Raw genomic sequence first — 12,195 nt, forward strand, 5'->3', positions numbered from 1 at the left:
GCTTGCACTGAGCNCGGAGAAAAACAGCGTCTGTCGGATCTCTACGGCACCGTGCTGCAATGGGAAATTGACTTCCACACCGCTGCCTACCTGGAGAGTGGGGATGACTAGCTGTTTCATTGAAGCGCGCAATATCTGCAAACGCTTTGGCGCCTTAACCGCGCTGAGCCAGGTCAATTTGTCCATTCATCGTGGAGAAGTGCTGGCTCTGTTGGGGGATAACGGCGCGGGGAAATCCACCTTCACCAAAGTGTTGTCTGGCGCGTATAGCGCGAGTGATGGGGAACTGTGGATCGATGGCAAAGCAGTGAAGTTCACTTCCCCCCGCCAGGCGGCTGAACACGGGATTGCCACCATCTATCAGGAACTCGCGCTGGCGGAGAACCTGAGTATTGCTGAAAACGTGTTTCTGGGTCGCGAACTGAAACACCGCGTGCTGGGCATTCCTTTCCTAAAACGCCGTGCGATGCGTGACCGGGTCGATCAGTTATTGAAAGAGCTGGACGCGCATATTTCGGATGCGGAAGCCGCCGTCGGCAGCCTCTCTGGCGGCCAGCGTCAGGCGGTGGCGATCTGTCGGGCTCTCAATCTCAATGCGCAGTTGGTGATCATGGATGAACCCACCGCGGCGCTGGCGGTGGCGGAAACCCAGAAAGTCTTACAGCTCACACGCCGCCTTGCCGAACGCGGCTGCGCGGTGGTGCTGATCAGCCACAACATCAGTGATGTGTTTGCCGTGGCCGATCGCATGGTGGTGTTCCGCCGGGGGCGAAAAATTGCTGAACGCCGCCATGCCGACACCACGCCAGACGAAATCGTCTCTTTAATTACCGGTGCGCATCCCGATGCGCGCGTCTTCGAAAACACCTAACTACCAGGGAAAATCATCATGCGTCGAATTGCCTTTGCTGTTTGTTCTCTGTCACTGCTGGTCTCCGGTTTTGCCCATGCCGTGGAAAAGGTGGCCTTTGTGCCGCAAATCATCGGTATCCCATACTTCCAGGCGATGGAAGCAGGTGGGAAACGCGCCGCAAAGGATTTAGGCGTGGAGTTTGTCTACAGTGGGCCGGTAGATACTAATCCCATGGATCAACTGCAAATTGTGCAGAATTTAATTGCGCAAAAGGTCAATGCCATTGGTATTAGCGTGCTGGATGCATCGAGCATCGCGCCGGTGATGGCACAAGCCAAATCCAGCCACGTTCATCTGTTCACCAGCGACAGTGATGCGCCAGACAGTGGCCGCCCGGTTTATGTTGCGCAAGCCACCGATGAAGGCCTCGGTGACACCATCATCGATGAAATGGTCAAACGCGTCGGTGAAAAGGGGAAGATTGGCATCGTTTCCGGTGAAGCCACCGCGTCCAATCTGAATAGCTGGATAGGATTTATGCAGCAGCGGGTGAAGAGCAAGTATCCCGGAATCACCCTGCTCAAGCCGCAATATGCGGGCGGATCGGCCAGTCGCGCTGCGCAGATCACCACCGATCTGATGTCGGCCAATCCTGACCTGAAAGGTGTGATCGCCATGGCCTCGACAACCTGCCCAGGTGTCGCTCAGGCAATTGAAACAGCAGGAAAAAATAACAAAGTGATCGGCAGCGGTTTTTGTAGTCCGAACACCGCACGTGCTTACCTCAAGAGCGGGGCATTTGGTTACACGGTGCTGTGGGATCCGGAAAAACTGGGATATTTGACGGTGTGGGCGGGCAAGCAGTTGATTGATGGCAAAGCCTTTGCGGCTGAGAACAAGGTGCCGGGTTTCGCTGAAGCGGTGAAGTTCGACAGCAAAACCGGTGTGCTGCTGTTGGGTAGCCCGGCGGTGTTCACCAAAGAGAACGTCGATCAGTTCAATTTCTGATGGGGCTACGCATGCGCATGACTTCACGGGAGATCGCCTTACTGGCGATCGCCCTGGTAGCAATTGGCTGCTTTTCGTGGTTCTCACCGTGGTTCGCCACGGCGGATAACCTGCTAACCATTCTGCGTAACAGCAGCGAGCTATTGCTGATCGCGCTGGGCATGACGCTGGTGATTGCCATGGGCGGTGTGGATGTCTCGGTGGGCGTGGTGATGGGGGTGGCAGCATGGGGAGTCGGACAGTTGCTGATGCTGCAATCCCCCTGGCTGGCCGCGCTGGCTGGGCCGCTGATTGGTCTGCTGGCCGGTCTGCTGACCGCCTTAGTGGTGGTCGTGGGACGAATTCCGGCGATTGTCGGCACGCTGGGGCTGTTTGGCGTCTGGCGCACCGGATTGTTTGTCCTGCTGGGAGGCCAATGGCTCTCTGGCCTGCCAGACAATTTGACCCGCGGGATGATGCACACGTTGATCGGGATGCCGGTGATGGCGTGGATCATCGTGCTGGCGTGGGCGCTGGTATGGCTGGCGCTGCGTCACACACCCTATGGTTTATGGCTGCTGGCCGCCGGAAATTCCGAGGAAAAAGCCCGACTTGCCGGTATTCCGGTCACCCAGGTACGCATCGCCACTTTTCTCATCAGTGGCGTGCTGTGCGGCCTGGCAGCGACCTGCTATCTCGCGACTTATCGTAACGTAGAGATGACCGTGGGCGGCACGCTGGCGCTGGAAGCCATTGCGGCAGTGGTGCTGGGCGGCACCAGGATCACCGGCGGATCCTGCAGCCTGCTGGGCACACTGCTGGGTGTGCTGCTGCTGCGTATTTTGCAGAACGGTTTGTTACTGGTTGGCGTGCCATCGCTGTGGCAGACCGTGGTAACCGGTGCCGTGCTGCTGCTGGTGTTAAGCAGTGAAGCCGCCAGCGGACGTGTGCTGACATTCAGGAGGGCAGCATGAACCTGTGGCGCAAAGCTCCTGATCTCACCTTACTCTGCGCGTTGTGGTTACTGCTGCTGCTCGACATTGTTTTTGCGTTACCGCAAATGCTGGCGGCATGGTCACTCACCTCCATTTTGCAGTTTGCGACTTTGCTGGCGCTGGTAGCATTGGGCCAGTCACTGGTGGTAATGACCGGTGGTGGCGGCATTGACCTGTCGGTGGGCGGCAACGTCTCCCTCTCGGCGGTGGTGGGGATGCTGGCGCTGAACCAGGGCGTCACGCCAGCCCTGTTACCGCTGGTTTGTCTGGTGACGGGCACGTTGGCCGGCGCGCTCAACGGCATGCTGGTGGCACGACTGCGGCTTTGGCCGCTGATTGTCACCCTGGGCAGTTTTTACCTGTTTTCCGGGTTGGCATTGGCCCTCACCGGTGGCGCAGCGATTTCCGGTGTCCCACCCGAGCTGACGCAATGGGGCAGAGGCGCAACCTTCTTTATTCCGCTGCCGTTTCTGGTGTGTGTTATCCCTGCTTTTCTCATCGCCTGGCTGCTTTTGAGTCAGAGCGCGTGGGGGAAATGGATCTACGCCAGTGGGTTCAATGAACACGCCACGCGTTTGGTGGGCATCCCCGTCGATCGCTTGCGATTGCTGGTCTACTGCCTCAGCGGCCTGCTGGCGGGTTGTGCCGGATTTATTTCTCTGACCTGGCTGGGCAGCGCAAGGCCTGAAATTGGCGTCAACCTCAAACTGGAATCGTTAACAGCAGCGCTGCTCGGTGGCGTCGCCATATTCGGTGGTCGCGGCAGTGTGATCGGTGTGCTGGCCGCCGCGCTGATGCTGGTCACCATCAAAACCTGCATGTTGCAACTGGGGCTAAACAGCGTGTGGCAATTGGGCGCGGTAGGCCTGTTGTTAATCCTCGTCTTAATGGCACAACGACTTTTCATTTACCGGAGATAACTGATGAGCCTGACTGAAAGAATAAGCGCGCACGTTGATGCCAGCGCGGATCGCATTGCACAGACGTTGTGTGACCTTTTGGCGTTTCCCTCCATCGTGAAAGTGGACCCACGAGAAGCAGGGCCGGGTGAACGCGATTGCCAGCTGTATCTGCAACAGCGGCTCATTGCTTTGGGGATGGAAACTGACCTGTGGGATCCCGATGGTCCGGCACTGCTGGAGAAATACGCCGGTCGTCCAGGAGCCCATAAAGGGCGAACGTTTGAGGGCCGACCTAATCTGGGAGGCACGCTGCGGGGGACAGGTGGCGGCAAGTCACTGATGCTGACGGGCCATATAGATGTGGTGCCACCCGGCCCAGCTGAGCACTGGCAAACCGACCCTTTTGCGCCGGTCATTAAAGACAGCAAAGTGTACGGTCGTGGCGCAGTGGATATGAAAGGGGGCGTCGCCTGCATGCTGATGGCGGTAGAGCTATTGCAGGATCTCGATATTCGTCTGGCGGGAGATGTGGTGTTTACCACCGTGGTGGATGAAGAGATTGGCGGCATGGGATCGCTGGCGATGGTGGATCGGGGCTTCAAAGCCGATGCTGGCATCATGACCGAACCGACCGCGAATCGCATTTCACCGATTTGCCACGGTATTCTTTGGGCCCGCATCATTCTCGACGGCATTGGGGGACACGCTGAATTAACGCCGAACAGTTGGGACAGCAGCGGCCCGGTGGATGCGGTGATGCTCTGTCGGCAGATGCTCGATGGCCTTGATGTGCTCAACCGGCGCTGGCAAACCCAGCCCGATAAGAATCATCCACTGATGGACATGCCGAACCAGATTATCGTGACGCAGCTGAAAGTGGGCGAGCATCCGGCCTCCATTGCCGGGCGGGCTGAGATTGTGATTGATGTGCAATATCTTCCGAGCGAAAAGGATGAGATGGGCTTAGGTGGCAAAGTGAAGAAGGAGATTGAAGCGCACATTGCCAAAGTCTGTGCGTTAGACCCTTATCTGGCAAAACATCCGGCCAAGGTGGAGTGGATTCTGGATGCTGACTGCGCAGAAATCAAAGCTGACCATCCATTTGTCACCACCTTCCAGCAGGGCGTGAGTGATGCAGCACTCAATGCGCAACTGGCAGGATTCGGCGCACACAGCGACATTGGTTTGCCAAGCACCTTGGGACAAACCCCGACCGTGAACTTCGGCCCTGGAGACCCGGCGATGTCACATCAGCCCAATGAGCATGTGTCGATTGCGGACCTGGTGGATTGCACCAAGGCGATTGCGCTGACGTTGGTGCGCTGGTGCGGGGTGAAAGAAAATGCATAGTGAGTGTATGGTTTAAACACCGTATTCCAATGCCGCGCCAAATATCGGCGCGGCACTCTCACAATAAACGGATAGTGGTGCTATAGCTCACCGGATTTCCATTATCGTCAAAAACTTCGTAATCCACCTTTTCATCAGTTGATATGGCTTGATTCAACGTCACAGTTTGGGTTGCAAGCGGCGCAACCATCACATCGTTCACCGAAATGCTGTTCGCGATGTTTAGCCGCAAACTCATAAACCAGCGGGTAGGGTTCTCAATGCTTAACTGCTTACCCCGCACTACAAAGCGCAGTTTTTGCACGTCATCAGGCTCGGGGGCACCTAATGTGGCAGGGCGGATGAAGACTTTGAGTCGAATACGCAGTGGCAGCACAATTTTCCGCTCTGAACTCCCGAGGTGTTGAGTCAGGGCGGGAATTTGATAAATATTCAACCAGTACAGACTTTCTCGGTCATCTGCCAGTGATTGCCGCGTCGTCAGCACCAGGCGAATTGCACGCTGCTCATCGGGTGAAAGCCGCATCATCGGGGGCATAGCAAACAACGGGGTTTTGCTGAGATCAGGTGACAGCATCAGATCGCCTTCATCACTCCAAATCTGAACCACCGTGGGATTTTCAGGCCCATTTTTAAGATTCAACGTCTGGCTGGTTTGATTGGCGTTGAAAATGATGCGGGTCCTGTCGATATTCACTACCGCCAGAGTGTGTGCGGAAAAAAGCAGGCTGGCCAGTGCCAGCGACTTACTGAAAACTGACCACAACTTGCAACTGCGCATTCACGGTACCTGCTGTAACGGTTTGTCCACTCAACGCTTCAAGCGAAGCTGTAAAATCACCGCTGTAAATAGCGGGGCTCCCCGAAGAAACCAGCGAAGTTAAATCGCTGTAGGCATACCAGCCGCGGGTATTGCCCGTGCCAGTAGAAGACAGGTTAGGCAACAGATTGATGGCGCTGCCGTTGCTGTCATAGATTTTAATCCCTACGCCAGAGGCCACACCGCTGCTGCCATAGCGCGTATCCAGTAGCCAGGTCAATCCGCCCCCGCTGGTGGTCAGGCCCAATTGGGTTGCCTGTAACACGGCATTGGATTGATTCACCAATAACCCCATCGCCACATTGGCAGAACTGCTGGTTGAGGTGCTGGTACTGGCTTTAGCGCCGGTTTCGCACTGCAGGGAGATTGAAAAGGGCGCCTGGCTGCTGCCCCCGCCGGTGAGCGTACCGACACTGATGGTCGGTAGTAGCACAACGGAGGGATAACTCAGCACTTCACAGAGTGCACCTCGAACATAAGTGACGTTGCGATAGGTGCTCCATGCAGCAGGCCAGTTGCCGTAAAATCCGTACCAATAGCTGGCGCTGTCCTGACCCACCACCAGGCTGTTGGTATCCAGCCCCGGACCTTTGAAGGCGATATAGCCGCGCGGTTGCGTCCAGGTATCGCTGTAGCGGTTGTCACCGTTGGCGTAGTAGCTGGTGGAACTGATCTTAAACATCTCATACAGCACATTACTGAAAGCGCTGGCCGGGATGTAAAGGTAAGTCCCGTCTGAATACCAATTATCCGAGGTGAACTGACGCGCTTTCCAGTAGCGACTGTAATACTCACCGGTTGTGGTGTTGGTCATGCGCACCGCGACGTTTTTCGCCACATCGTAATAGGCACCACTGACTTCGTTGCTGGCATACATTCCGGCATAAGCGCTATCGCCATTGGTGGCGTACATCTCAAACAAGCTGCTGGCATCGGCCACCGCACAGCGGTACAGGATCTGATTAGGGCTGTAGGCCACATTGCTGGCGGAAGTAAGGAATGATCCCACCGAACTGGCAATCAGCGAGCCTGCAGGCTGAAATGAAGTCCCGCTGTTAATGCTGATAACGGAAGGTAACCCCAAATTACCTGAACAGGTATCACACGCCCCTGTCCAGGAAGATGCGGTGTAACCGGCCGCCAGCGCAGCGGCAGAGAGTGAAGACGTGCTGGTGACTTTAATGCAGTTAGCCCAAAGCGTCAGCGGCAGCATCAGTAACGCAAAAAGCGTATATTTTATGTTCACGTATTAAGACTTCCTGCAAATACCATTGAGAAGGATCAGCGCCTGTTGCGTTTTTCCGGTGATTTGATAATTCACTAAGCAGCGCTGTGAATTGCCCTCCCAGCGCACCTCCAGGCTGCCCGAATCATGCGGAACTCGGGCGTACAACTGGCTACCCTGACCGACCACACCAACCACGGTGCCGGCAGCATCGCGCACTTCTGCGCCCATAGGTGGTGCACTGCCTTGTGTTGTGCTTAATGAAATCAGCACCGCATGGCCCTGTAAGGTTGAGAAATTAACTTTGCTCACTGCCCCGGCGTAAGGCACCACGCGCTGGCTCCCTCCGCTCAATTCGGCGTCGGCACGCATGTTGAGTGTGTCCAGGCTCACGGTGTTTTCACGGTAGGGCGTCAATGACGGCAGCAATGCGTAACCGTTACGGTCAATCACCGCGCCTTGCCCGTTTTGCACCACTGCACCCTGAGCGCCTTCGGCATGGATCAGCGCAAAGGTGTCGCTGGTGTAAGGTCCCGCTGTCAGGCCGCCGCTATGCAGCAACAACGTGCCAGAGGTGCCCAGTCCAAGCTGGCGATAGTGGTTCCCCTGACCGTAGTTGGCCCTTATCGCACCGAAGCGGGTGTTTTGCTGCAGGTTGCCGCCAAATGAGCTGGCCGCACCGCTGTCGCCACTGCGGTAATGCTCTGTGCCGGCATACAGTGAATAAGAGAAATCACGCTGGTCGCCAGCGGACCCCGTTAAGGAAACTGTCGATGCACGGCTCTGCTTTGACTGGTTGTAGTTGTAAGCGACCGATGAGAAACCCGAACCCCAGTTCAACGGCACAGAGACGTTGAATGACACCGTATTTTCGGTGTACTTCTGCTGACGGCTACTGTCCTGGTTATTATTGATGCTGATGTCATCCAGACGGGAGTTCCAGTAGGTACGTTGTCGCGCTACGTTGATGCCATAACTGATGGCTCGCCAGCTGTTGGTGTAGCCAAGTTGCAACTGCGTAATGCGTGATTGATTGTTGTAATAATCTGCGGTGCTGGCGCTCAGACTCACCAAACCCAATGCGTCCATTGACTGACTCAAGGTGGCAGAAAGGCGATTGCGTTGATTCAGTGAATCGGAGAAATAATCGATCCCCGCCTGCTGCTGACGACGCACCCCTAACACATCTTCAAGATCGCGAAAGCCGCGCGTGGAGTAGCGATAGGCAGCCAGCACCAGGTTGGTGCCCGTCTCGAAGGTTTTGCTGTAGCTCAGTTCTGCTCGCCAGCCTGAGGTGCGTTGATCGTTCTCTACTTTTGCCTGAGAGAAGGTGGTATTGATCCCCAATGCGCCCACGCCCGTCGCCCAGACACCTCCCAGCAACCAGGCCTGATAATCTTCCGCTAAGCGCGATCCTGCGGTGGCCGTCAGATTATTACTGATGCCGTGCTGCAATACGCCTTCAAAAAATGGGTTGTTGACCGCGTAATACTGGCGCACCCGACCAAGGGCCAAAGAGTAGTGCCAGTTACCTGGACGCACTGAGTCCGGTACTGAAGCGTAAGGCACGGTGAAGGAGGCGATTTTGCCGTTGGCCTCGATCACTTCAACCTCGAAATCACCCTGACTGCGCGTGTTATAGAGGTCATCAATGATAAAAGGCCCCGGCGGAACCAGAGTTTCATACACCACGTGATTAAGTTGTTTGACTACCACACGCGCATTTGATGAGGCAATACCGTGAATCTCAGGGGCGTAGCCACGCCGTCCTTGTGGGCGCATGCGCTCATCGGAGGCAAGTTTAATGCCGTTAAATGCCAGGCTGCCAAAGAGCGATCCTTCGGTATAACTATCGCCAAGGGTGACCTGGCTATTCAGGGCTTCGATCGGTCTTTGTACCCAGGTTCTGACCGTGTTGTAGCGATAGCGGCTCTCTCCCTGGCTGTTGTTGAGATAGCGGAAGTTACCTTGATGGCGCAGTTGCCAGGCCGCCAGGTTCGTGCCTGCGGTAATGCCGCTCCATAAGTACTGATAGCGGTAGCCTGATGTGCTGTTGTCCGTCCAGGTGTAGTTGGTATTGTGGCGCAGGAACAGCGCAGTCATACCCTGGTCCCACTGCTCGGAGGGGATGTACCCCCTCGGTGTGCGATTAAGCGCGGACATGGGCAAGATGATGTTCAGACGTAAAGCCGCGGAATCAAATTCCCAGTTCCCTTGGGGTGTCCATGCCGCCAGAGGCGCGCAACCTGCTACCGCCGTTTGGCTGGTCGCTTGTTTAATTTGCATCATTTTCACCAGCGACAGCGGCAAGCAAGGTTCTACGGCCTGCTTTCCAGCAGCAGGCAGAAATTCCAGCTTTAGGCCAGAGGAGACCAGCTTATTATTGAGATAAACATCCACCAGGTATTGCCCCGCAGGCAAAGTTCCATGATTAAATTGTTCAATGTTTTGACCAAAGGCTGACCCTTTAAACAATGACGGATCAAAATAATATTCATCACTCAGAGCAGGTGTTGAAAAAGAGAATGAAATAGTCAGCAAGAAAAAGGTAATGTTAATTCACGGTAAGTGGATGGGGTAACGTTCACTTATTCTTGCTCCCTGATCGTTAATTGCGTCGATACGCACGGTGCCTACACCCTGTAAGCGCTGTTTGGTATTGGGAAACCAGCAAGTTTGCTGCGAAAAAGGAGCCACCATTTCGGGGTCGCAGAGATGCGTTTGCTGCCCGACCTGTAAGTTGACGGCGACCAGGGAAGCAAACCAAGGCTGCGCGTTATCAATCTTTATTCCGTTGCCTCGTTGCTTATCAAACAGGCTGCGAACGGTGATTCCTTGCAAAATGTTGTCAGGTTTACCCATGCCGGCAGGGCGATAGAAAAGCTTGATGCGATTACGCAGCATCACCGTCATCGCATTCTGTTTGCCAGTGGTCGTTTTTTCTGCAGGCGGAATTTGTAGCATGTTGAACCAATACATTGATTCGCGATCCTGCGGTAACGAGCGAGATTGGCTAAACACCACTCGGGCCACTTGTCCGGCTTTCGGTTGAATGCGAAATACCGGGGGCGTAATAATAAAAGGCACGCTGCTTATTTGCTGTGGTTGGGCATCAACATCTCCATCATCAAACCAGGCCTGAATCAGATAAGGTATGTTGTCGCCATTTTTGAATTGAATATCGACAGAACTGGCCGTTCCCGGATAAATAATACGGCTGCCTACTAATGTCACACTGGCATTGGCTGAATTCAGTGCGGTGCCCAGTAATAAACAAGACAAGATTTTGCGTAAAAACATAGACACGATTCCATGATACACAGTGTGGCCCTGAATAAGATGAGCCACACTGTTGCGTTATTACTGGTAGGTCACAGCATATTGAAGAGAGGCCTCAACCGTACCGGCCGTGGCAACACCGTTGGCATAATATTGCGCGTTGTAAGTCGCTGAGGCTTCGGTTTCGCCTGCGGCCAGCGTCAGGTCACCGCTACCGGTGTAACCGCCCGTTAAATTGATCACGGCATCTTTGCTATCCACCAGTTGCACCTCAACGTTAGTCGCGGTACCGGTATTGGCCAGGTTGCCATTAGCCGTCACGTTATTGCCGACAAAGACCGTTGAGATTTTGGTGGATGCGGATGCATCTCCCGTGCAGCCGGTTAATCCCACCGTGAAGGCTGTTTGCCCCGCCGTGTCACCGCTGGCGGCCAGGTCAGCCTTGCTGACGGTTGGCATCAACACCACCGGTGAGGCCGCATTACCGTTAACTGAGATCGAGCAGGTTTCATCTGCCACTTCGCCCTGGAAATTGATGGTATTGTCCGATGCTGCAAACGCAGAGGCAGAGAACAGTGCACTGGAAACAACCAGTGCGAGTAATGATTTATTTTTTGAGTCATCATCGTGTAATCCTTTTACTTAGTGACCCGAGAGCAGCTGATTAAAGCTGGTGCCGGTTTTCCTACGAATGGAATCTTTAATGTTGTAAATCTTCTTCATGTCATGATTCATGGCGACTGAGATTGAAGAGAGAGAGTTTCCTTTGAGCGCTAAATCAAGAAAATCAACCTCTTCATGGGAGAGTGCGTTGACTCTCCGTGTTGCACCTCCTTTCAAACCATAATAAGTACTGTTGATCGTTTTCTTAATATCGACCAGTTGGTCTTCGCAATAGATAATCGAGTGGATTCCCTCTCTCTTAATCCAGTGTGCCGCTAATGCGGACAATGCCCGATCGGAGACGAGCACGATCGTTAAGCCGGTTGATTTAAGGTACTCAATCCAGTTCTTATTGGTTAAATAACGTATGTTATGAATCGAAAAATCAACGAATATACATCCACGGCAAAATACACTTTCGTAGCGCCCTGCCACTAAAGACAACACACCTTTCATCAGAAAGTGATTACTGTCAGGCCAGACGGCGATTTTTTGTATTGGGCAGCGATGAAGAATATCGTTGTTTCGATCCGTTAGCTGGCAGCGATATTTGCAACTGGCGCAGCGTATGTCCTCTTTGGTTGTGTTTCTCATAACTGACTCATCCGCTCCATGAAGAGCTGCGGATATCCTGGCAGGATAGTTGTTTTCATTCAATGGGTTAAGTAAGTGGTCTGATTTTTGGCATCAGAATAGTCTTAAGTCATACGGTTAAAGTTTCACAGGAATGTCTTTGTCTTTTCTGAAGTTGGGCAATGGCATTCACTTGTATACCTATAAAGAGGTAAGATTTTTCTAATTTCTCCAGGATTAATTTTGAAAGTAACAGAGTAAGATCAAATAAATTATAGCACTTAATGCTAAATGCCTTGGTGATCCAGACGCTGTTAACCACCAAAGTAATGTGGGTAAAACGTTATAGTTCATATTCTTTTTTCCGGTATAAATTTAAATTGGTTGATAGTTTTCGAATGAGATTATTGCTTGCCCAAGGGTTTTTCTGGATTGTCAGAATATTTCCAGCAAGGTTTCATGAGTTATTAACCGGATTAGGATTATTCTTACATTTGATGTGTTATGACTTTGATCCTAAAATGTCCGGATTAAAGGGGGTGTTAATC

11 protein-coding genes and 1 pseudogene are annotated in these 12,195 nt (G+C 53.6%); 6 read left to right on the top strand and 6 right to left on the bottom strand.

The window, feature by feature from the left end:
• The 6 genes and pseudogenes from PSSD_RS28240 to PSSD_RS23840 form a co-directional block, all read left to right on the top strand.
• Nucleotides 1-111: pseudogene (locus PSSD_RS28240) on the top strand (hypothetical protein); the annotation flags it as partial.
• Nucleotides 104-871 carry an ATP-binding cassette domain-containing protein gene (locus tag PSSD_RS23820; RefSeq protein WP_058973937.1) on the top strand — a complete coding sequence of 256 codons (768 nt, stop codon included), beginning with the start codon at nucleotides 104-106 and terminating at the stop codon, nucleotides 869-871. The pseudogene PSSD_RS28240 and the gene PSSD_RS23820, both read left to right, overlap by 8 nt.
• 18 nt (nucleotides 872-889) lie before the next feature.
• A complete protein-coding gene (locus tag PSSD_RS23825) occupies nucleotides 890-1,861 on the top strand; it encodes an autoinducer 2 ABC transporter substrate-binding protein (protein WP_058973938.1) in 972 nt (323 codons plus the stop codon).
• 11 nt (nucleotides 1,862-1,872) lie between these two features.
• On the top strand, nucleotides 1,873-2,814 hold the full coding sequence (locus PSSD_RS23830) for an ABC transporter permease (RefSeq protein ID WP_058973939.1): 942 nt from the start codon (nucleotides 1,873-1,875) through the stop codon (nucleotides 2,812-2,814).
• Nucleotides 2,811-3,755 (top strand): ABC transporter permease, encoded by a 945-nt coding sequence (locus tag PSSD_RS23835; protein ID WP_058973940.1) that lies wholly within the window; start codon nucleotides 2,811-2,813, stop codon nucleotides 3,753-3,755. The genes PSSD_RS23830 and PSSD_RS23835 overlap by 4 nt, the downstream gene beginning before the upstream one ends.
• Nucleotides 3,756-3,758: 3 nt before the next feature.
• On the top strand, nucleotides 3,759-5,087 hold the full coding sequence (locus tag PSSD_RS23840) for a M20 family metallopeptidase (protein ID WP_058973941.1): 1,329 nt from the start codon (nucleotides 3,759-3,761) through the stop codon (nucleotides 5,085-5,087).
• Between the two features lie 58 nt (nucleotides 5,088-5,145).
• Here the strand turns inward: PSSD_RS23840 and PSSD_RS23845 are convergent, their stop codons facing one another.
• The 6 genes from PSSD_RS23845 to PSSD_RS28245 are packed head-to-tail and all read right to left on the bottom strand — an operon-like array spanning nucleotide 5,146 to nucleotide 11,668.
• Entirely contained in the window at nucleotides 5,146-5,868 is a 723-nt protein-coding gene (locus PSSD_RS23845) for a fimbrial assembly chaperone (RefSeq protein WP_058973942.1), read from the bottom strand.
• Nucleotides 5,834-7,120 carry a fimbrial usher protein StbD gene (gene stbD / locus PSSD_RS23850; protein ID WP_058973946.1) on the bottom strand — a complete coding sequence of 429 codons (1,287 nt, stop codon included), beginning with the start codon at nucleotides 7,118-7,120 and terminating at the stop codon, nucleotides 5,834-5,836. The genes PSSD_RS23845 and stbD overlap by 35 nt, the downstream gene beginning before the upstream one ends.
• A gap of 36 nt (nucleotides 7,121-7,156) precedes the next feature.
• The gene (locus PSSD_RS23855) at nucleotides 7,157-9,691 is read right to left on the bottom strand and encodes a fimbrial outer membrane usher protein (protein WP_058973943.1); all 2,535 of its coding nucleotides are present in this window, start codon (nucleotides 9,689-9,691) and stop codon (nucleotides 7,157-7,159) included.
• Nucleotides 9,692-10,432 (bottom strand): fimbria/pilus periplasmic chaperone, encoded by a 741-nt coding sequence (locus tag PSSD_RS23860; protein WP_058973944.1) that lies wholly within the window; start codon nucleotides 10,430-10,432, stop codon nucleotides 9,692-9,694.
• A gap of 60 nt (nucleotides 10,433-10,492) precedes the next feature.
• A complete protein-coding gene (locus PSSD_RS23865; RefSeq protein ID WP_058973945.1) occupies nucleotides 10,493-11,005 on the bottom strand; it encodes a fimbrial protein in 513 nt (170 codons plus the stop codon).
• Nucleotides 11,006-11,053: 48 nt separating this feature from the next.
• On the bottom strand, nucleotides 11,054-11,668 hold the full coding sequence (locus tag PSSD_RS28245; RefSeq protein WP_039331968.1) for a hypothetical protein: 615 nt from the start codon (nucleotides 11,666-11,668) through the stop codon (nucleotides 11,054-11,056).
• Nucleotides 11,669-12,195: the final 527 nt, after the last annotated feature.

Origin of the sequence: Type-D symbiont of Plautia stali, assembly GCF_001485335.1 — a bacterium.
Lineage (GTDB): Bacteria > Pseudomonadota > Gammaproteobacteria > Enterobacterales > Enterobacteriaceae > Pantoea > Pantoea vagans_C.

Excerpts from the sequence above, each read along its gene's own strand:
- PSSD_RS23830 (WP_058973939.1), top strand. The coding sequence starts at position 1,873 with ATGCGCATGACTTCACGGGAGATCGCCTTACTGGCGATCGCCCTGGTA.
- PSSD_RS23835 (WP_058973940.1), top strand. The coding sequence starts at position 2,811 with ATGAACCTGTGGCGCAAAGCTCCTGATCTCACCTTACTCTGCGCGTTG.
- stbD (WP_058973946.1), bottom strand. The coding sequence starts at position 7,120 with ATGCTGCCGCTGACGCTTTGGGCTAACTGCATTAAAGTCACCAGCACG.
- PSSD_RS23825 (WP_058973938.1), top strand. The coding sequence starts at position 890 with ATGCGTCGAATTGCCTTTGCTGTTTGTTCTCTGTCACTGCTGGTCTCC.
- PSSD_RS23840 (WP_058973941.1), top strand. The coding sequence starts at position 3,759 with ATGAGCCTGACTGAAAGAATAAGCGCGCACGTTGATGCCAGCGCGGAT.
- PSSD_RS23845 (WP_058973942.1), bottom strand. The coding sequence starts at position 5,868 with ATGCGCAGTTGCAAGTTGTGGTCAGTTTTCAGTAAGTCGCTGGCACTG.
- PSSD_RS28245 (WP_039331968.1), bottom strand. The coding sequence starts at position 11,668 with ATGAGAAACACAACCAAAGAGGACATACGCTGCGCCAGTTGCAAATAT.
- PSSD_RS23860 (WP_058973944.1), bottom strand. The coding sequence starts at position 10,432 with ATGTTTTTACGCAAAATCTTGTCTTGTTTATTACTGGGCACCGCACTG.
- PSSD_RS23820 (WP_058973937.1), top strand. The coding sequence starts at position 104 with ATGACTAGCTGTTTCATTGAAGCGCGCAATATCTGCAAACGCTTTGGC.